This is a genomic window from Lachnoclostridium edouardi (genome assembly GCF_900240245.1).
Classification (GTDB): Bacteria; Bacillota; Clostridia; order Lachnospirales; family Lachnospiraceae; genus Lachnoclostridium_A; species Lachnoclostridium_A edouardi.
Genome location: NZ_OESQ01000001.1, coordinates 2,877,443 through 2,897,047, shown reverse-complemented (window position 1 = coordinate 2,897,047; position 19,605 = coordinate 2,877,443). Strand labels below are relative to the sequence as shown.

The 19,605-nt window shown below is 41.4% G+C and carries 18 protein-coding genes; 2 read left to right on the top strand and 16 right to left on the bottom strand.

Going from position 1 to position 19,605, the window contains the following annotated elements:
- Positions 1 to 100: 100 nt before the first annotated feature.
- A complete protein-coding gene (locus C1A07_RS13820) occupies positions 101 to 1,033 on the top strand; it encodes an AEC family transporter (protein WP_101877617.1) in 933 nt (310 codons plus the stop codon).
- A gap of 40 nt (positions 1,034 to 1,073) precedes the next feature.
- On the opposite strand, the gene C1A07_RS13815 is transcribed toward C1A07_RS13820, so the two are convergent.
- The 9 genes from C1A07_RS13815 to C1A07_RS13775 all read right to left on the bottom strand — a co-directional run bounded on the left by C1A07_RS13815 (position 1,074) and on the right by C1A07_RS13775 (position 11,469).
- A complete protein-coding gene (locus tag C1A07_RS13815) occupies positions 1,074 to 1,703 on the bottom strand; it encodes a DUF1847 domain-containing protein (protein WP_101877616.1) in 630 nt (209 codons plus the stop codon).
- 29 nt (positions 1,704 to 1,732) lie between these two features.
- Positions 1,733 to 2,647 carry a DMT family transporter gene (locus tag C1A07_RS13810; protein WP_101877615.1) on the bottom strand — a complete coding sequence of 305 codons (915 nt, stop codon included), beginning with the start codon at positions 2,645 to 2,647 and terminating at the stop codon, positions 1,733 to 1,735.
- 20 nt (positions 2,648 to 2,667) lie between these two features.
- Positions 2,668 to 2,964 carry a hypothetical protein gene (locus C1A07_RS13805; protein WP_145996061.1) on the bottom strand — a complete coding sequence of 99 codons (297 nt, stop codon included), beginning with the start codon at positions 2,962 to 2,964 and terminating at the stop codon, positions 2,668 to 2,670.
- Between the two features lie 23 nt (positions 2,965 to 2,987).
- Positions 2,988 to 3,962, bottom strand: a complete 975-nt coding sequence (gene holA, locus C1A07_RS13800; protein ID WP_101877613.1) for a DNA polymerase III subunit delta — start codon at positions 3,960 to 3,962, stop codon at positions 2,988 to 2,990.
- Positions 3,963 to 4,053: 91 nt separating this feature from the next.
- Entirely contained in the window at positions 4,054 to 6,444 is a 2,391-nt protein-coding gene (locus C1A07_RS13795) for a DNA internalization-related competence protein ComEC/Rec2 (RefSeq protein WP_101877612.1), read from the bottom strand.
- Positions 6,423 to 7,391, bottom strand: a complete 969-nt coding sequence (locus C1A07_RS13790) for a GerMN domain-containing protein (RefSeq protein ID WP_101877611.1) — start codon at positions 7,389 to 7,391, stop codon at positions 6,423 to 6,425. The genes C1A07_RS13795 and C1A07_RS13790 overlap by 22 nt, the downstream gene beginning before the upstream one ends.
- Before the next feature lie 14 nt (positions 7,392 to 7,405).
- Entirely contained in the window at positions 7,406 to 8,830 is a 1,425-nt protein-coding gene (locus tag C1A07_RS13785) for a sensor histidine kinase (protein WP_101877610.1), read from the bottom strand.
- A gap of 3 nt (positions 8,831 to 8,833) precedes the next feature.
- Positions 8,834 to 9,700 (bottom strand): DegV family protein, encoded by an 867-nt coding sequence (locus C1A07_RS13780; RefSeq protein ID WP_101877609.1) that lies wholly within the window; start codon positions 9,698 to 9,700, stop codon positions 8,834 to 8,836.
- Positions 9,697 to 11,469 carry an ABC transporter ATP-binding protein gene (locus tag C1A07_RS13775; RefSeq protein ID WP_330399605.1) on the bottom strand — a complete coding sequence of 591 codons (1,773 nt, stop codon included), beginning with the start codon at positions 11,467 to 11,469 and terminating at the stop codon, positions 9,697 to 9,699. The genes C1A07_RS13780 and C1A07_RS13775 overlap by 4 nt, the downstream gene beginning before the upstream one ends.
- 188 nt (positions 11,470 to 11,657) lie before the next feature.
- On the opposite strand from C1A07_RS13775, the gene C1A07_RS13770 reads away from it, so the two are divergent.
- A complete protein-coding gene (locus C1A07_RS13770; protein WP_101877607.1) occupies positions 11,658 to 12,371 on the top strand; it encodes a hypothetical protein in 714 nt (237 codons plus the stop codon).
- 106 nt (positions 12,372 to 12,477) lie between these two features.
- Here the strand turns inward: C1A07_RS13770 and C1A07_RS13765 are convergent, their stop codons facing one another.
- The 7 genes from C1A07_RS13765 to C1A07_RS13735 all read right to left on the bottom strand — a co-directional run bounded on the left by C1A07_RS13765 (position 12,478) and on the right by C1A07_RS13735 (position 19,561).
- Complete coding sequence (locus C1A07_RS13765; RefSeq protein ID WP_101877606.1) at positions 12,478 to 13,365, bottom strand: DMT family transporter; 888 nt, start codon at positions 13,363 to 13,365, stop codon at positions 12,478 to 12,480.
- Positions 13,355 to 14,200: a helix-turn-helix domain-containing protein gene (locus tag C1A07_RS13760; RefSeq protein ID WP_101877605.1), complete on the bottom strand. Its 846-nt coding sequence runs from the start codon at positions 14,198 to 14,200 to the stop codon at positions 13,355 to 13,357. Before C1A07_RS13760 ends, C1A07_RS13765 begins: the two co-directional genes overlap by 11 nt.
- Positions 14,201 to 14,389: 189 nt before the next feature.
- Complete coding sequence (locus C1A07_RS13755; protein ID WP_101877604.1) at positions 14,390 to 15,559, bottom strand: FprA family A-type flavoprotein; 1,170 nt, start codon at positions 15,557 to 15,559, stop codon at positions 14,390 to 14,392.
- Between the two features lie 265 nt (positions 15,560 to 15,824).
- Positions 15,825 to 15,986, bottom strand: coding sequence for a rubredoxin (rd, locus tag C1A07_RS13750; protein ID WP_101877603.1), 162 nt, complete (start codon positions 15,984 to 15,986; stop codon positions 15,825 to 15,827).
- A gap of 75 nt (positions 15,987 to 16,061) precedes the next feature.
- Positions 16,062 to 17,615 carry a metallophosphoesterase gene (locus C1A07_RS13745; RefSeq protein ID WP_101877602.1) on the bottom strand — a complete coding sequence of 518 codons (1,554 nt, stop codon included), beginning with the start codon at positions 17,613 to 17,615 and terminating at the stop codon, positions 16,062 to 16,064.
- A 175-nt stretch (positions 17,616 to 17,790) separates the two neighbouring features.
- Entirely contained in the window at positions 17,791 to 18,252 is a 462-nt protein-coding gene (locus C1A07_RS13740; protein WP_101877601.1) for a RidA family protein, read from the bottom strand.
- Positions 18,253 to 18,265: 13 nt separating this feature from the next.
- Positions 18,266 to 19,561 (bottom strand): galactokinase, encoded by a 1,296-nt coding sequence (locus C1A07_RS13735; protein WP_101877600.1) that lies wholly within the window; start codon positions 19,559 to 19,561, stop codon positions 18,266 to 18,268.
- Positions 19,562 to 19,605: the final 44 nt, after the last annotated feature.

The following is a 19,605-nucleotide window of genomic DNA, read 5'->3' as shown; positions in this document are numbered from 1 at the left end:
GCTGAAATCTGTCAATTCAGGAATCATCCGTATTGTGTTTTCCTGTTTCTATGCTATAATTAATCCTTAATGACAAAAAAATGGAGGGTACAGCTATACTATGGAAATAAGTATTTTACTTATAAAACAAATTTTAGAGCTTTTTCTTATGATATTAATGGGATATATAATTGTGCGCATGAATATATTAAAGGACTCTGACAGCAGAATCATTTCTATTCTCGTACTATATTTAATCATGCCCTGCGTGCTGATTAATTCCTTTCAGGTATCTTTCACTGAAGAAAAAATGCACGGACTTCTGCTTACCATAGCAGCCTCTATTTTGCTTCAGCTGACTTTACTTTTACTTACCTGGCTTTTCAGATCTGTTTTTCACTTAAATGTAGTAGAATGGACCTCTGTCTACTACTCTAATTCAGGCAATCTGATTATTCCTCTGATTACATATGTTTTAGGCCAGGAATGGCTTTTATATGCCAGCGGCTTTCTGTCTGTTCAGACTGTTATGCTGTGGACCCACTGTAAAAATGCCTTCAGCGACGACAAAAAATGGGATATTAAAAAATTTATTCTTAACATAAATATGATTTCTATTGTGGCTGGCCTGGTTTTATTTTTCTCCAAAATCCGCCTGCCGGAAATCATTACAGGAACTATGAGCTCTGTGGGAAATATGATTGGGCCTCTTTGTATGATTGTTACTGGTATGCTGATTGGCAGCACTGATTTAAAACAGGTATTTTCCAACAAACGTATTTATTTAGTCACCTTCCTTAGACTGATTATCCTGCCATTGGCCGCCATAGCCGTACTTTTTATCAGCCGTCTTCCATATATACTGCCTGACGGAAAAACTATTCTTTTAGTTACCTTCCTGGCAATCATCACCCCTTCTGCCTCCACCATTACCCAAATGGCCCAGGTTTACGACAAGGATGCACGCTATGCCAGCTCAGTAAACATTATGACTACCCTGCTGTGCATTATTACTATGCCTGTATTAGTATATATCTATCAGATTGTGATATAAAAATAGTTGGGCGCAGCGCCCAACTATTTTTTCAGGTTCTTTACTTTATCTCTGTGGGTTTAAATTGTTTTGCCAAATATCCGTCATGGCAGTAAATAGCTGCCGCCGGATTGTGGCCCAGAACCCTGTCCTTTGCCACTAAGGTAGTAACCATTGCCTTGGAATATTTATAAAATAGGGAGTCGTGTCCTACGCAAAGTCCTAAGGCAATATTAAACTCAGTTTCCTGTTCATTTAAAAGCTCTGCCTGCATAATGGGATTGCACATTGCTTCAAACTTATCTGGGTTTACTCTGGCCTGAATCCCCACAGTGTCTTTAGAAATAGAGCCGTTTTTACATATTACGGAAACCACCTGGAAACCGGCTTTCCTGAGAATTTTTCCTACAATTCTGGCTTCCTCTCTTAAACCGTAGCAAAAAGCCAGCCCCAGTTTCTCGTATCCCATATTTTTAGAAACCTCTATAATTTCCCTAAGGCGCACCCACTGGCCGTAGCCTAAAGCCTCAATCTCTGAACATTTAATATAAAATTCCCTGTTCTCTTCTTTCTCATACTCCTTCATAGGTTCTGTGTACATTTCCATAAAATGCATAGGACAGTTTTTAGGAAGCTTGTCTTTTGTCCCCTTCTGACATTCATTTACTGTACAGCAATCACATGTATACATACTTTTTCCTCCCCCGTTTCTCCTAAAAATTATATAAATCCATAGCCGGAGCTTCTTCTATTTGGAAGCTGGGCCAGAATCACTGCGCAAAATACTAAAGCGCAGCCTAACAGCTCTCTTCCGCTTAAAACCTGATGCAAAATCACCCAGCCTGCTAAAACTGAAAATACTGATTCCAGGCTAAGAAGCAAAGAGGCTACTACCGGGTCTGTGTCCTTCTGAGCCACTACCTGCAGCGTATATCCAACTCCGCTTGACATAATACCGGCGTAAAGCACAGGCGCCCAGGCTGCAGTCAGACTTTCCATTGTAGGCGTTTCTTTTATAAAAGCCATAATTATGGCTATAATGCTGGCTGTAAAAAATTGAATGCATGACATAAATACCCCGTCTGCCTTAGGAGAAAAGTAATCAATAACAAGAATGTGAATGGAAAATACAACAGCGCACAGCAGTACCATGAAATCTCCTTTTTCCATAGTAAAGCCTTCTTTAATACTGAGCAAATACATGCCGGCCACTGCTATGGCCACACTGACCCACACCTTTAATCCTGCTTTTTTTCCCAGGGCAATACTTAGCACGGGAATAATCACTATGTAAAGAGTCGTAATAAATCCTGCCTTTCCCACTGTAGTCTGCGCAATGCCTATTTGCTGTAAGGCGGAGGCAATACAAAGACAGATTCCGCAGCAGATTCCGCCTATAATTCCTGTGTTCCTTTTCCTGGCTGCAGCTGCTCTTGTCATTGTTCTCCCTGTCCCGTTAAAATAACGAAAACCAAATATACATGGAATCAGCACTAATCCTCCAATAAGAAATCTGGCCCCATTAAAGGTATAAGGCCCTACGTAATCCATTCCCACACTTTGAGCTACAAAAGCAACTCCCCAAATAAATGCTGTTAAAACCAGCATAATGTTGCTCCTTGATCTTCTGTTCATGTCCTCTGTCTCCTGCTTTGCTATTTTTTCTTTTTATATTTTGGATTTCTGAAATTTACTATATGTCCCACTAATGTGGCAAATGCAAGACCGATGCACACCATATTTAACTTCGTATACTGGCTGGCCCCTCCGATAATCAGGCACAGCACTCCGTCTATGGCAAACAGCCACCACTCTGCTTTGCATAAAGCAGGCAGGTCGAACTCCTTTTCTCTGTCCGGATATCCCCAAAACAGCAGAAAATCCTTTCCTCTCAGCATCATCACTGTTTCTACAATACAGGCAATTCCACACAAAATGAATAATGCATCCACAATCATTTCCTCCTCTTTTTGTATTAATATTTCTTAGTAATCAGCAGCTCTACAGCCAGTCTGTCCTGCATCCGCCCCGTCTTCACCGCTTCCTCCATGTCAACACATAATTCCACATAAGACAAAATCTGTTCTTTTGTAAAAGACCTGGACTGAGGCATAATTTTTCCTGCCACAAAAGGCTGAATTTTCAGCTTGGAGGCAATAGAGCTTTTATCCATTCCCTTTTCCATAAGCTCCTTTACCTGGAGAATCTGGTTGAATTGTCTGGCTATGAGAAACAATATCCTCATAGGCGGCTCCTTCAGCGTAAGCAAATCCTCGTATAAATCCATAGCCTGTCTGGTCTTTCCCGTTACAATGGCGTTTACCATATCAAATACCTTATTTACCGCCCGCACAGTGCAGATTTCCTCTACATCCTCATTTGTAATAACATCCCGGCCTGCAGTGTAGCTGATCAGCTTCTCCAGCTCCATTTTAATATTTTCCATATCGTCGCCCGCCATGGAGAGAAACAGTTCCATTGTATTGCCGGTTATCTTCTTGCCCTCTTTGGCCAAAATGGTTCCCGCCCATTTTCCCAACTGTCCAGGGCTTTGTCTGGCCATTTCAGCCGGATATCCCAGCTCCTTAACCTTTTTAAAAAGTCTGTTTCTTTTATCTACTTCTGATTCAATAAAAACAAGGCAGGCAGTATCCGGCATCTGAGGCAGATATTCTGTCAGCTTTTCGGCCCCTCCACTTTTAAATAAGCCGCTGTCCTCTACCATAATCAGCCGCTTTTCTGCAAAAAAAGGCATTGTGTCCGCCAAATTCATCAGCTGATCCAGATCAATATTTTTTCCCTCAAAATAATTAAAGTTCATATCGTCGCCGTCTGTAATTGCCTGGCGCAATCTGTTTTTATAGCTTTTTTTTAAAAAGCTTTCTTCTCCATAAAGTAAATAAACCGGCTTAAAATTCTTGTCCTTAATATCCTGATTTAAAACCTGCATACCTGTCCTTTCTGTCTCTCAGAACGTATCGCCAAGCCTTTTTAAAGCTCCGGCAAGTCTTACCTATTATACCTTATCTATTTTAAATAATCTACTGTTTCATTGTTGAAATCCGCAGGGTTTTTCCGTCTGTCTCCAATATTACTGCTCCAGCCAAGGCAGTGGAAAGGGCAGAAATTTTATGCTGCCTCAGCCTTTCTACAACATAAGGGCTGGGGTGTCCGTAGAAATTTTTCTTTCCATAAGACAAAATTGCCAGAGCCGGCTCCATACATTCTAAAAACGCCTGGCTGGTAGACGTGTCAGAGCCGTGATGAGCCACCTTTAGCACTTGAACCTTTGATAATAACCGGCGCACATTTTCCCTTCCCGCCATGATTTTCTCACACGTCTCTGTAGTATCTCCTGTAAACAGCATATGAAAATCTTTAAACTGCGCCAAAGCCACTAAGGACTGGCTGTTTTTATCTGCCGCCGGATCATCCTCTCCCGGATACAGGCAGACAACAGTAAGATCTCCCATTGTAAAGGAATCTCCCTCCTTCATATATACAGTCCTGGAATCTGCTCCCATATGTTCATCCATTAATCCCGCCAGCTGCATTTCCCTTTCTCCCTGTTTCCCCAGCCATGGCAGCACTAAGGTTTTTATTGTAATTCCTGTGTCCTCCTGCAAAATATACTCCAGACCGCTTACATGATCTTCATCTCCATGACTTACCATTGCCCACTCCAGCTTTCCGATCCCCTTTGATTTTAATACAGGCTCCAGCACCTGGCTGCCTAATTTTTTATTATCCGTGCTGCCTCCGTCAATTAAAGCCGCCCTTCTTTCTGTTTCTATTAAAATTCCGTCTCCCTGCCCTACATTTAATACTGTAATTCTTACTCCGCAAACCTTTGGCGGCTGCATAATCAAAAATAAACCTGCCGCTCCGACTGCCAGAAAAAACACCTGGCTTTTTCTTTTTTTCACCAATCCATATTTTCTGATCATTATGCAAATAGCCAGAGCAACACATATATAAAAAACCATTTGTTTTTCAGACGGTCTGCCTAAAATCAACAGGGAACCAGGCAATCTGCCTGCCTTTTCACAAAGCCAGGAATAAAGCTTTAAAATATAATATCCGGTGGCCAAAGCCGTCTTTCCTGCAGGCAGCCAGATAAACCCCAGACATATGCCAGCAATGCCGGACACCATTACATAGGACATAAGGGGAATTACAAGAAAATTCAGAAAAAATCCATACACAGGATACTGAAAGAAATGGTACAGCACTATGGGAAAGGTAATTATTTGAATGGCTGCGCTTACAAGAATACTTTGAAGGGACGAAGACTGGGCAGAAAAATAATATGTAAAATATTTTCCCAAAGCTCCAATGGCAAACACCGCTCCAAAGGACAGCTGGAAACCGCTGTGATATAAAAGCAATGGCGACTGAGCCAGTATCAGACACATGGCAAAACAGGCTGCTGAAATCATATCATAAGTTTTACCTATACATTGTGCCAGAAAAACTAAAAGGAGCATAAACACTGCTCTTTTTACAGAAACGCCAAAGCCTGCCATCTGACCGTAGAATATTACCGCCAGGCCTGCCAAAGCCGCCGCCTGCCTTTTTCCCAGCCCCGCCCGGTTTAAGGCCTTGAAAGCTCCCATACCGATTACAGATACGTGAAGACCGCTTACAGCTAACAGATGAGCGATGCCGTTATCCTGATACATTTTTCTTTCCCTGTCCTCAATTCCCTTTTTGTCTCCCAAAACCATGGCCTTCATAATACCTGCCTCCTCCTCAGGCAGACACAAATCTAAAATCCTGCCGCTTTCTTCTCTCACTGCTAAAGTTTTATTTCTCCACCAGTTTTTCACCTGGTAAAAACCATTTTTTTCCTCCTCCACAATCTGTGCCTCTTCCCCATAAACCTTTATATAAATTTTTAATCCTCCATAATAAATAAAATAATTAAACTCTCCTGGATTTTCCGGCTTATCAAATTCCTGAAGAGCCCCCTTTAATTTTAATCTGACGCCTAACCGGGCATTATCCGGCATGTGCTCTAAATATACCTGCACCTTTCCCGGGATTCTGACATGTTCTTTATCATTGTAAAGTCCCTGCTTTGTTTCATCTATTATATAGCATTTCCTCAGAACAACTGATGAAGGCTTTTCTATTCCTTCAATCTCCCCCTCTAAAATAACCTTTCCCCTTTCCTTTGCTGTTATATTATGTATTTCTTTCAGCTCATCTGCCGCAACCCTTGTCTCTAATCCTCCCCAAAGAATGCCAAAAAGCAGGGCCGCAATACAGAAAGCCCTGCTTTTTCTCCACAAATATACTGCTCCTAAAAGCATTCCAAGTGTTAAAACAAATACAGCCGTTTTTTCCTGCAGGACAAATACCTCTCCAAGTACAAATCCCCATGCAATGATAACAAATGGCCGTTTTATTAGTTTTCTCCTCCTATACAATCTAAATTTCTTTCAAATAATGTATCTAAAGATATAGTATCCCGAAACTTTATATCTTTAGAGCCGTTGACGCTGATCTGCACCTTGCTTACATTATTTAGCTCAGCCAGGGAATTTACAATAGAATAAATAGGAATATAATCCCTGACCTCCAGGCTTCCGTCTAAAAACTCAGAATCAAAATTCAGATAACAAATATTATCGTTCATAGATATATTTAACAGCTTTGTATTTCTGGAAAGAGTAGGGCACAGATTAAAGCCTTGGGGACCGGCAATCAGCTGGTCTACCACCAGTTTTTCCAGGGATGAATTTATATTGTACACAACCTCTCTTCTTTCTGCATATAACTTTTCTCCCTTTTCATCTGTAAAATACAAAATCAGCTCCGTTTTTTCAAATGTATTAATATCGCTGATGCTGTTAATAAAATCTCCTCCGGAAATCATGCCCACAGTCTTTCCCTTACTGTCTGTTAAAGGCTGACCACCTGTATAAATATTAATATAATCTACCCCGTCTATTTGGGTTAAGGTTTCCGCCAACGCCGCCCTGCACAAGATTTCCCGTTCAGGCTTCATACTGCTGTATGCGTCGTCAAAGTATAAATACACTACTACGTCTTCCCTGCTGAACTTTTGATACTCTACTTTATCTGACAGCGCTGTCTGACAGTCCAGACTGTTGGGCACATTGAGAAATTGGCCCATCAGCTCTTCAATTAGCTGATCCACATTTTCCGTATCTGTTTTATATGTCTGAGGCACCAGCTTTGTAGCGGAAGCATTCAGATAATAAACAGAATACTCCCCTTTTTTATTGCCCTCAGCCTTATATTCCTGAGCCTTTCCCTTACATCCTGCAGTAAATCCCAGAAGCAAAACAACAGCCAGGAAAATTCTTCCCCACTTTGCAGCCCTGCTCCATATAACTAAATTTTCTCTCATAGCATCTCTCATTTCTATGGAATGTAGGTAAGAGGAATCCGAACTGTAAATGTAGTTCCCTCTCCTTCTTTACTTTTCACCTTAATGGCTCCCTGGTGCATCTGTATAATATTTCTGGTAATAGCCAGCCCCAGTCCTGTGCCGCCTGTTTCTCTGGATCTGGCCTTATCCACCCTGTAAAATCTTTCAAAAATCCTGCTTTGAAATTCCTCGGGAATCCCAATTCCAGAATCAGAAACCTTAATATAACAGAATTTATGGTCTGCATCTAAACTGACATGGACCCATCCCTCTTCTTTATTATATTTAATGGCATTTTCCACTAAATTGCTGAGAGCCAGGGAAAATTTCACTTCATCTGCATCTGCCACCACTTCCCTCATGCTTTCTAAGGTCAGCTCAATATTGCGCTTTTGTGCAATAGGGCGCAGCCTTTTTAAAATCTGCTCCAGAAGTATATTCATATTTACATGGCCTATATTTAGCTCTGTAGCCGCCTTATCCATTTTTACCAGAGACAGCAAATCGTCAATAATCTTGCTTTCTCTGTCAATTTCATCTGAAATGTCATTCATAAATTCCTGATACAGCTCTACAGGAGCGTTTTCCATGGACATAAGAGAATCTGCCAACACGCGGATAGAGGTAATAGGCGTTTTTAACTCATGGGAAACATTGGAAACAAACTCCTGCCTGGACTTATCCACATCCTGCAGCTTTCTGATGGCCTGGCTGACAGACTCCCACATCTGCTGTATCTCCCTGTAGACGCTAAAAGATATATCTGTATTTAAATCACCTGCAGCCACCTGGGACAGCTTATTTTGAAACTCTTCTAAGGGCTTCATAAAAAAGCGAACCATTAAAAATACTGCTACTCCTATAGCCAGAACTGCCATCAGCTGAAACAGATTCGCCTTATCCTCCACCATTTCCACCTGCAGCAAAATATTTTCAGAGGAAGCAGTAATCAGCATAACGCCTGAGATTCCCGCCTCCCTTGACATATCGTAAAGGGGAAATGTCTGAATATAGTAATGCTTATCTTTATCATACTTATTGGTGTACTCTCCCTGAAAGCATCTCATAATTTCCTCTGAAATCTGATACTTTCTCTCTGCAATGCGAAATGTATCCCGCACCACCCGGTAATCCTCATCTACTACTACAATCCGGCCGTTTAACACATCTGCCAGCACATCCATTTCACTGTCCAAAATTGTGTCCTTCACATCTGCGTCCATATAGCCGGCTCTGCTTAACTTGTTGCTGAGAATCATTCCCTGATTCTGGATTTCCAATGACCTGGCGTCAATCTGGCTTTGCTTAAATGAGCCAGCCATCATCTTCCCCTGAAATATCATAGGTAAAATACCTATAACCAGCAGCATTACCACCAGGGGCAGCCTCATGCCTGCTGTTAACCTTCTTTTTTCCATATCTTAATCCACTTTTATTTTTCTTGTACAGGCCACCGCCACAGCTCCGGGGCCAATATGACACACAATACTAAGGGCCAGCGGGTCCGCCTCAATAGGAACTCCCGGAAACTCCCTTTTAAGCTCCTCCACCCACTCTTCTGCTACTTCTTTGGAGCTGCTGTAGGCTGCTTCTAAATAAGTATCCTGGCATTGAGGGTCATTGTACTTCTCCTCCACCTCTTTCCTTATAGCGTTAATCATAATCGACTTGGCCTGCTTCATAGTTCTTCCTTTTGCAAAAGCGTCCAGTCTTTCCCCTGCGATTACTAATACAGGCTTCAGCTTTAAAAGAGAGCCCAGGGCAGCGGCAGCCGGCGTAACCCGCCCGCCCTTTTTTAAGTATGTTAATGTGTCTACAGTTACATATATAATAGAATCAAACTTTGAGGCTTCCAAAATCTCTTTAATCTCTTCCCCGGTTTTTCCCTTATCCGCCAGCATTTTTGCGTCAACTGCAGATTGAAGCTGAGTTACTGAAATCCTTTGATTATTAACTACAAAAACCTTTCCCTCATAATCCTGAGCCAGCATAGCTGCAGTCTGGCAGGAGCTGCTTAATCCGCTGGACATTGGAATGTGAACCAGCTGATCATATTCTTTTAAAAGATCATCCCAAAGCTTTGTCACCTCTTTTGGGGATGGCTGAGAGGTAGTAATATCAGCTCCTTCTGCCTGAAGAGCCAAAAACTTTTCCAGGCTTAAATCCACTCCCTCATAGTACAGTTTTCCGTCTATCATAAAAGGCATAGGCAATATATGAATTCCCAGCTCTTTTGACCTTTCTACAGTTAATCCGCTGTTGCTGTCTGTGATAATTCCTACTTTCATTCCTCTTCTCCTTCTAAACGGTTGGCAGTCATATACAGATCATAGTACATGCCTCTTTTTTCCAGCAGCTGCTTATGGCTGCCCTCCTCCACAATCCCATTGCCTGACAGCACCAGAATTCTGTCTGCATTTTTAATGGTAGTCAGTCTGTGGGCGATAGTTAAGGTTGTCCTTCCCTGAGCCAATCTGGACAGGGATTTAGAAATTAAATACTCGCTTTCATTATCTAATGCAGAGGTAGCCTCATCCAAGATTAAAATAGCCGGGTTTTTCAAAAAAACGCGGGCTATACTGATTCTCTGCTTCTGTCCTCCAGAAAGCTTTACGCCTCTTTCTCCTACGTATGTATGATAACCATCCTTCAGCTCTCTGATAAAATCGTCTGCGCCTGCCAGCTTAGCGGCCTCAAAAACCTCCTGGCTGCTGGCTCCCGGCCTTCCGTATGCAATATTTTCAAACACAGTTCCTGAAAATAAATATACGTCCTGCTGCACCACGCCAATATTGGAGCGCAGACTTTTCAAAGTCAGCTCCTTTATATTTTTTCCGTCAATAGAAATTTGTCCAGATGTGGTATCATAAAATCTGGGAATCAAGTTGCACATTGTAGTCTTTCCGCCGCCTGACGGGCCTACCAGGGCAATTTTCTCACCAGGACTGATGTTTAGGCAAATATCCTCCAGCACAGGAGTGTGATCGTCAGGATATTCAAAGTTCACATGGTCAAACTCAATAGCTCCTTTTACATCCTTCAGCTCCTGTGCGCCTTCCTCGTCAAAGATATCAATATCAGCGTCCATAATCTCTACAAAACGCTCAATTCCAGTCATTCCTCTCTGAAACTGCTCTGCAAACTCTATAATTCTGCGGATAGTAGCAAGCAAAGTTGTAACATATAAGGTGTACGCCACTAAATCTCCCGGCGATATCAGTTCCTTTATCATAAAGATGCCGCCTGCCAAAATCACCACTGTGTACATCAGGCCGTCAAACATACGCACAGTATCCTGGAAAGCAGCCATGTACAAATAAGTTTTCTTTTTAATATCTAAAAATTTTATATTATCCTTCTGAAACTTTTCAATTTCAATATTCTCATTGGCAAAAGCCCTTACCACCTTATTCCCCAGCAGATTGTCCTCAATTCTGGCGTTCAGCTCTCCAATGTGATTTCTCTGCTGTTTAAAGGCCGCCCTCACCTTCAGATTAAAATAAGTACAGGACACAGCCATAATAGGAATAAACACAAAAATAATAATTGTCAAAGGCAGATTAATACTTGACAAAATCACAAAGGAAACAACTGCCTTTAAAAATGCAATAAAAAACTCCTCCGGACAGTGATGGGCAAATTCTGTTACGTCAAACAAATCACTGGTAATCCTGGACATAATCTGTCCTGCTTTTGTATTATTGTAAAAGCTGTCCGACAGTTTCTGCAGATGCTCAAAAGCATCCTTTCTCATATCAGTTTCTATTCTGGCCCCCATAATATGACCTGTATAAGCCATATAAAAGCTGGCCAATCCGTCAATAATCCTCAGTCCAAAATACATGAGACTAATATGTACAATCATTTTAACTGTTATAGCCGCCAGATTTTCCATACCCTGATTTGTAATATACCGAAAAATCAAAGGCAGCACCACTTCACAAATCGTTGTGAGGGCTGCGCAGAACAAATCCAGAACCATAATCCCCATATAATTCTTATAGTAAGGGGCAAAACGCCTGATCAGCTGAGACGTTTTCATACTCCTTGTATTCATCACACTTTCACTCCTGTCCTCTTAATTACATATTTCCCATTCTATCTTATTTTTTACAAAAAGGAAAGCTGTTTTTCCCTCCCCTGTTTTTCTTCTCATATTCCCTTATTTTGTGGAAAATTTCTGAAATATATGTTACCATCAGTATATAATTTTCAAGGAAATTGATTAAAGGGAGGAACAATAACATGCCTTACTGTCCAAAATGCGACATGGAGTTTGTAGAAGGGATGACTGTATGTACTGATTGCCACGGACCCTTAGTGGAAACAAAGGAAGCCGCCATGGCAATGAAGCAAAAAGAAAATGAAGAAAAAATGAAAGAAATGGCAGAAAGAATGGCTGCCATGGAAGCTGCTGCCAACAATGGCCAGCCTGTGCCCCAGCCTTTATCTATGACTGGACGCAGATCGAAAACACCTGTCCCATCTAATGTATATGTAAAAAAGTCCCAAAAATACGCAGATATGAAATCCTCAGCCTCTGCATTTTATGTAGTGGGCGCTATTATGATCGCAGCCGCCCTCTGTTTATGGCTGAATATTTTAAACCTGCCAATGACAGGTATGAACGGACTTCTTATTAAGATTATTGTTACTGCTATTGGAATCGCATCCTTTGCAATCGCCTTCTCCTCAGCCAAATCAGCGAAAGCTTTAGCTGTCCAGGCAGAAGCAGAAAATGAAAAAGAAGACCATTTAATCCAGTGGTTTCTATCTTCTTACACCAAAGAAACTATAGACAAAAGCTTAGAAGGGGAATTAGACGACCTGTCCCCAGAAGAAATCTCCTTAAAGCGTTTAGAATTAATCCAGGATATACTCATCACCAATCAGGACATCTCAGACCAGCTTTACGCCGATTCACTGGCTGAGGAACTGTACACAAGGATCTTTGAGTAAAGCTTACTTCAGGTTTGACCTGTGAAGAATGTAGAAAATACCACCCTGACACCTGTCAAAGTTTCAAGGGTGGTTTTTCTATGCGGTACTAATGACTAATCATCCTCTATTTCCTTTTTCCGTTGTATTCTGACACAAATAATCCTGCAACAGTCAGAAAGGTGCCGGCTGCTGAAATCCATGTAACTGGTTCTTTTAAAATAAGTACGGAGGTCAGAATGGTGATCACCGGAACCATATAAATGTAAATACTTGTTTTTACTGCTCCTAATAGTTTTACTGCAAAGTTCCAGGTGACAAAGCATAAGGCTGAGGCCCCTAATCCTAAATAGAAAATATTAAGCAGATATGTTATACTGCCAAAGCGCCCCAGGTCTAGGTGAAAATCAAAGAAAAGGAGAGTTGGAAGCATAAAAAGGAGGCCGTAAAAAAATGTTCTCCTGGTGGTCAAAATAACCGGGTATCCAAAGCTTCCGATTTTTCTTGTCAATATGGAGTAGCACGCCCAAACAAAGGCTGCTATTACCGCCAGAATATCTCCCATAGGATTTAATTCAAATCTTACTCCGTTAAAACTGATTAAAATAATCCCTGTCATTGCAACAATAAAACCAACAAAGAAATTAATTCTCAGCTTTTCTTCTGATTTCATAAAAATACGTGCCAATATTGCAGTAAAAAATGGAGCAATGGAAATCATCACTCCAACATTAGAAGCCATTGTGTACGTCAGCGCAATATTCTCTAATAAATAATACAAGCATATTCCGCAAAGCCCAGCGGCTGCAAAGGTTAACTCCTGTTTGCCAGTAAGCCCCTTCAGGGAATGAGGATAAATAATTAAGAGTATGAGAAATCCCATTACAAAACGGAAAAACAAAATTTCTACAGGCTGAAAATCTATTAATAAAACTTTGGTGGAAATAAATGTTGTGCCCCAAACCACAATTGTAAATAGCGCCGCCAAATGTCCTAATGTATGTTTACTTTCCACTTTGTTCATCCTCCCTTTTATGGTTACAGGTAAATATATCCTGGTAAATACCAGGTGCAAGTCCTATAAAGCTGCTGAAGTAATTTGTAAAATGACTTTGGTCTGAAAAGCCTGTCTGAATTGCTGCATCAGCAGGAGCTGTGCCTTGTACCAACAGCTTTTTTGCTTCATTAATACGAATATTTTCCAAATACCTATATGGCGTAACGCCTTTAGATTTTGTAAACGCCCGCAGCAAGGTGGATTTGCTAAGCCCAGCATAATGACAAATTTGTTCTAAATGAACACGCTGTTGATAATGCTGTTCCATAAAGCTACAGGCTTTCTCAATTTCCTCTCTGCACTCAGGAACACAGCTCTCAAAGGGCTGTCCATAATTTTGAATAAGAACTGTAATTAAAAACAGCAAAGCCTCCTCTTTTCCCAGATCTCCTGTGCCCTTCATCATCATTTCATGGTATAAACGCAGATAATAAGCTGCTTCTGCATCCCAGATAAGGTTGACCGAAAAACCTGGCAATTCCCGTTTTCCTGTTACTTCTTCTGCTAAATTCAACATAACCTTTTTGCTGATATTTAAGCTGCGGTAATCTAATGTCTCCCCACCGCACTGTATACAGCCATGGCTGTCCCCTGGATTAAATAGTACAATATTTCCCGGTTTCAGCCTATATTCTTTATTTTTACAGGAAAGTACACGCGTTCCCTTTTCTACATACCCTATTACATAATATTCGTGAAAATGGTTCAAAAACGGCTTCTCAATTCCCTGAAAACTATATGCTTCTATATGCAGCTCATCATCATATACTGCTGTCCTTATTTCCCTTCTCATCGCTCAGTCCCCCTCGCTGTAAGTATTTTACTGTCTTTTTCTCAAAATGTCTTGTAAAATATCTTCATCTTTAAATCCTGGAGCCCAAGCAGTAAAAGAAACTAAACAAAAAGACGGCATAGCTTATGCCAAAAAGCTACGCCGCCTGATCACAGTCTGCTTTTTACAGCAGAAAAAACTTATCTGATCCTATTTTACAGCCTGAAATACTGTTTCCTCCAGGCTATTTAAGCTTTCTTCACTTGACACATACGCCTGCTTTAAAGGCTGGCACACAAGTTCAAAGCCCATGCCCTCCAGGCTTTCAGCTACCTGAGGAATGCTTTGCCCACCCCATCCATAGGAGCCAAAGGCCAATCCTTTTCTTCCCTTAGGCGCCAGTCCTTTCATATAGCATAAAAAGGCAGCTACTGTAGGAAGCATTTGGTTATTTAAGGTTGGAGAGCCTACTGCCACGTATTCTGAGGTAAGAATATCTGTCATAATATCAGAAACATGGTTCACCTTTAAATCATATAATTTGGCAGGTATTCCTGCTCTGGAAAATCCCTCTAAAACTGCATGAGCCATTTTCTCTGTAGAATGCCACATAGAATCAAACACAATGCAGGCCGCCCTTTCAGGCTGCTGCGTACAATATTTCTCATACATATTCAAAATATCCGGAATATGCTTTGTCCAGATAATTCCGTGACTAGGGCAGATCATCTCCAGCTCCAGACCTTTTACAATATCCAAGGCTTTTTTAGCCTGCATTCCATAAGGCATCAGAATATTGGCATAGTACTTTTTAGCCTCCTGATATACTGCATTTAAATCTACCTGCACGTCAAAAGGCATGTTGGAAGAAAAATGCTGTCCAAAGGCGTCATTAGAAAACAGAATTTTCTCCTCCGGGCAGTAAGTAACCATATTATCCGGCCAGTGAAGCATTGGAGTGCCTACAAAAGTAAGGCTTCTTTTTCCCAGGCTGACAATGTCCCCTGCTTTTACCGCCTGATAGTGATATCCAGTTCCGTAATGTGCCTGCAGCCCCTTTAAACCAGACGGAGCAGCCGTAATGATCGTTGCATTAACCGCATGTTTCATCACCTGAGGCAGAGCTCCTGAATGGTCCATTTCCACGTGATTGGAAACAATATAGTCAATTTTATCCATGTCTACAATCTGGGAGACGCGGCGGATTAATTCCTCTGCAAAAGGCTCCTTTACTGTATCTATTAAAGCAATTTTCTCGTCCACAATTAAATATGCATTATATGTGGCTCCTCTGTCTGTGGAATATCCGTGAAAGCTTCTCACGTTCCAGTCAACTGCTCCTACAGAATAAATTCCTGGTCTTATTTCTACTTTATTCATTCTATTTCATCTCCTCTTTAAAATGTATTTAATATATAATTGTGTAATTAAGTTATCCTCGGAACATTGTTAATTATATCACATTATTAACTTATGAAAAGTATTTTTTATTAAAAATAGTAACACTCGTGAAATACCTGGCAAACGATTTTTCATGTATCCCACGTAAGTGCCTAAAACACAGGCACTAAGTGCTCATAACGATAAAAAAATGAGGATATTTCTCACTGTATTTTTACAGCTTTGAAATACCCCCATCTGCCTATTATTCTTCTGCTACAAATACATCTTTGCCCATACCGCAAATCGGACAAGTCCAATCCTCTGGAAGATCTTCAAAGGCTGTTCCTGGTTCAATTCCGTTTTCTGGATCACCGATCTCTGGATCGTACTCATAGCCACATGGCTCACAAATATATTTTTTCATTTTCATTACCTCCTGGTATTTATTATTTACATTTAATATTTTCTCAATACGTTACTAATTATATTCATTCTTCCCTTATTTGTCCGTTGTTATAACAACGTTTTCGGGAAAATTATTCCAATAATTATTTTCTCCCTGGAGATCTGCTATCATTTTATCAATTAACGGAATGTATTTATTTCCCTTTTGAGTGTTAATCCAAAGCTGATAGCCGTCTGTATCTGTAACTTCTTTCCTTTCCACAGGGGTTCCCGCGCAATATTCATAGTTCAGCTGTCCGTACAGCACTGCCATTTTTTCCTTCATATTATCGGGAACGCTGTTTAAAGTTCCATACACCTGATCTAATACTACCTTCTTTACCAGGTTGGCGCTGAAATTGTCAAAATCCAGCAGATTTTCATCTGTCAGCCTTTGTTCTTCTGCCCAGGCTGAAACGTTTACAGTCCTTGTCTCATAGCTCATATAATCATCCTCCCGCCACTGTATTACACTGTACTGGCAGGGAGCAATAGCCAGAGAAGCTGTCACCGCCTCTGTAACACTTGGCGCGTCAACAGGCTCTCCCGGCTCGTTCATAAATTTTTTTATTCGCTGAAGATGAAGATGGCCGCTTAAATACAAAGGTACATGGTATTCCTGAAGAATGGAAATTAACTGTTCTCCCCCTTCAATGGCGCAGTCAGTAGGATACACTCTGCTTTCTCCCATAAGATTGTGATGGGCCACAGGAATTAATACTGCTCCTGCCTTTTCTGCTTCCTCATACTGTTCTCTGATCCAGGGATAGCTTTCCTCCTTAATCTTCCCTCCTACCTTGTTATAAGGCTCATACTGACAGGAATCCAGCATTAGCAGCCAATGAGTATCATCTATCACATAGCGGTAGCTGAGAGAATACTCATCTCTGGAAGCTGCCTGGTCATATCCAAAGCTGTGATAAATCTCATAAAACTCCTGGGCTGTTACCTGATCAGTACTTTCTCTTACATCACCTATATAAGTGGCTGCATTAGGATTATTAATATCGTGATTTCCCGGTATTACTAAAACCTGAATTCCTGCCTCCTGCACGGCCGTCAATTTTTGAGCCAGCTCCTGATGGCTGACCTTTTCCCCGTTTACTGTAATATCTCCGCTGAGAATCAAGGCGTCCGGCTCTTCTTGTATTACTTCATTTAAAAATGCAGCCAAAAGCTCTGGAGCATACCGCTCCACCTTCCCGTCGTCTCCCGCCACAAACCGCTCAAAGGCCGGCCCATAGTCAGTAGTTTTAGGAGACATATAGTGAAGATCTGTTCCTAAAATCAGCTTTGGCGGTCCCTTAGGCTCTTCAGGCTCAGTCTCTGGCTCCTGGTTTTTATCCTGTTTCTTTTCCTTTCTTCCAGTATACCACACCCGCCTGCCAGACTCCGTCTCCTCCCTTTGGCCTGTTTTATCTTCTTCCTGCTCTAAAATATCTGTTTCGCTGCTTTCCTCCCAAGTAGAAAGTTCTCCCTGGGCCGAAGAATCTGCAGTGCCCATGGGAGAACCTACCCTGGATATTTTATCTATAAACAACACAATGGCCATACATCCTGCCAGCAGAAGAATATATGTAAATATTGTAATATATGATTTCTGTCTCATCTTAACTGCCCCTTTTCAACAGCTATCATATTACCACAAACCAGACTAATTTCATAGAAAAATTTTTTTTATTTCACTGGTTCCTCGTTCCATAAAAAGCTACGGGAACCCCGAACTCCGCTATCGCTTCGTTTGGGTAGCAAATAGTTTCGCACGCCGTGCTCAACTATTTTTTTTACTCCTCTACCTCTACAATAGCCAAAATCTCTGTGGCTCCGCCTCCGGGAAGCTCATTTGTTCCAATGGCAAGGCGGGCTGCCAGCCCTGATTCCCCATACAGCTCTTTAAACAGCTCGGAAGCCCCGTTAATTACCTTAGGCTGATCTCCAAAGTTCTTTGCGCTTCTTACATAGCTGATAATCTGCACAAACTGCTTCACCTTGTCCAAATCCCCCAGCTCTGCTTTTAATACAGAAAGAATATTTAAAGCGCACAGCTGTGCAGAACGTCTTCCATCCTCCAAGGTCAGATCTTCTCCTACAACGCCTACTACTTGATTTACACCGTGAATTGTAGGAGTCTGTCCAGCTACAAATACTAAATTTCCCACTCTCCTGGAAGGTACATAAACCCCGTTTGGAGCCGGAAGCTCCGGCAGTGTTAACCCCATATCCTGTAATTTCTGTTCAACTCTCATCTTTTCTTCTCCCTTATTCCTTTAATAATTCATCTATGCATATTGCTCCATAGGGGCGAATGCTCATTTTGTATACATTGCCGTCTCCTATGGCCTTTTCCATGTAAGAAACATATTCATCCACCAGATCATTAGGCAGCATAGCCATAATAACTCCGGCAAATCCTCCTCCGTGTACGCGGCAGGCGCCTCTTTTCTTTTTTTCAATAAACAGCTCTGTTAAAGCCAGGGCAATAGAAATTCCCTGTTCCTGAAAGCTGGAATTGGTATAGCAGTTCTGAAGCCATTTCCAGGAAGAATTTCCAGAAGCCGTAATATTTTTCAGAAAATCCTGAAATCTGCCTTCTTTTAAAGCCGTTACCTCTGCCTCCACCCGCTTATTTTCTTCAAAGAAATGAAGGGCCCGCATAACAGACCTATCGCCTGCAAACTCTCTCACCTTCTGGAGATTGTTAATTACATCCTCCTCTGAAATCTCAGCGCAGACCTGCTTTCCAAAAAATTCAGCTACCTTTTTCATCTCATTAGGCACTGAAGAATAATCTGCGCTTAAATCTGCATGTCCTCTTCCTGTTTGAACAATGATTAAACTGTGGTTTTCCGATGCAAAATCAAAGTCAATTTTTTCTACTACAGGGTCTGCAGGCTCCTCAAAATCTATAGTAATTAAGCCGCCTACTGCACATGCCATCTGATCCAGCAGTCCGGAAGCTTTGTCCCAATATTTATTTTCCGCAAATTTTCCCATATGAGCATAGGCCACTGTATTCATGCGGCCTTCATTAAAAAACGTGTTCAGCATAGAACAAATCAGCATTTCAAAAGAGGCGGAAGAGCTGACCCCTGCTGAGCTGATTACATTACTTGTAATGTAAGCGTCAAATCCTCCCACTTCATAGCCGGACTCTTTAAAACCTTGAATCAGGCCCTTTAACAAATCTGCGGTTCCGGCCTTTTCCCGGCTTGGCTCCAGATTATTTAAATCAATTTCAAGCCGCTGGTCATATGTAACGCTGATCACATTTACCTTGCAGGAATGATTCACCGCCGCAGCGCCTACACAGTCTAAATTAATGCTTCCTGCCAGCACTTTGCCGTGATTGTGGTCTGTGTGATTGCCGCTGATTTCAGTGCGCCCAGGGGAACTGAACAGCTTAATATCCTTATCTCCAAATTCTTTTTTAAAACCCTGAATTACGTCATAATAACGCTTTTTTTCAGCTTCCAAATCTTCTTTCCCGTACAGCTCTGTAAAAAGTTTATCTAAGGCTTTGCTGTTTAACATGTTAAGCGTCTTGTCAATACTCATATCTATTCTCCTTTTCCCCTTTTTATCAAAACCTGCTGATTGAT

What these genes read in the sequence shown, in the direction of transcription:
- C1A07_RS13785 (WP_101877610.1), bottom strand. Translation starts at nt 8,830, where the DNA reads ATGGAAAAAAGAAGGTTAACAGCAGGCATGAGGCTGCCCCTGGTGGTA.
- C1A07_RS13760 (WP_101877605.1), bottom strand. Translation starts at nt 14,200, where the DNA reads ATGAGAAGGGAAATAAGGACAGCAGTATATGATGATGAGCTGCATATA.
- holA (WP_101877613.1), bottom strand. Translation starts at nt 3,962, where the DNA reads ATGCAGGTTTTAAATCAGGATATTAAGGACAAGAATTTTAAGCCGGTT.
- C1A07_RS13740 (WP_101877601.1), bottom strand. Translation starts at nt 18,252, where the DNA reads ATGAGAGTTGAACAGAAATTACAGGATATGGGGTTAACACTGCCGGAG.
- C1A07_RS13810 (WP_101877615.1), bottom strand. Translation starts at nt 2,647, where the DNA reads ATGAACAGAAGATCAAGGAGCAACATTATGCTGGTTTTAACAGCATTT.
- C1A07_RS13775 (WP_330399605.1), bottom strand. Translation starts at nt 11,469, where the DNA reads ATGAATACAAGGAGTATGAAAACGTCTCAGCTGATCAGGCGTTTTGCC.
- C1A07_RS13820 (WP_101877617.1), top strand. Translation starts at nt 101, where the DNA reads ATGGAAATAAGTATTTTACTTATAAAACAAATTTTAGAGCTTTTTCTT.
- C1A07_RS13815 (WP_101877616.1), bottom strand. Translation starts at nt 1,703, where the DNA reads ATGTATACATGTGATTGCTGTACAGTAAATGAATGTCAGAAGGGGACA.
- rd (WP_101877603.1), bottom strand. Translation starts at nt 15,986, where the DNA reads ATGAAAAAATATATTTGTGAGCCATGTGGCTATGAGTACGATCCAGAG.
- C1A07_RS13735 (WP_101877600.1), bottom strand. Translation starts at nt 19,561, where the DNA reads ATGAGTATTGACAAGACGCTTAACATGTTAAACAGCAAAGCCTTAGAT.
- C1A07_RS13745 (WP_101877602.1), bottom strand. Translation starts at nt 17,615, where the DNA reads ATGAGACAGAAATCATATATTACAATATTTACATATATTCTTCTGCTG.
- C1A07_RS13790 (WP_101877611.1), bottom strand. Translation starts at nt 7,391, where the DNA reads ATGAGAGAAAATTTAGTTATATGGAGCAGGGCTGCAAAGTGGGGAAGA.
- C1A07_RS13770 (WP_101877607.1), top strand. Translation starts at nt 11,658, where the DNA reads ATGCCTTACTGTCCAAAATGCGACATGGAGTTTGTAGAAGGGATGACT.
- C1A07_RS13755 (WP_101877604.1), bottom strand. Translation starts at nt 15,559, where the DNA reads ATGAATAAAGTAGAAATAAGACCAGGAATTTATTCTGTAGGAGCAGTT.
- C1A07_RS13780 (WP_101877609.1), bottom strand. Translation starts at nt 9,700, where the DNA reads ATGAAAGTAGGAATTATCACAGACAGCAACAGCGGATTAACTGTAGAA.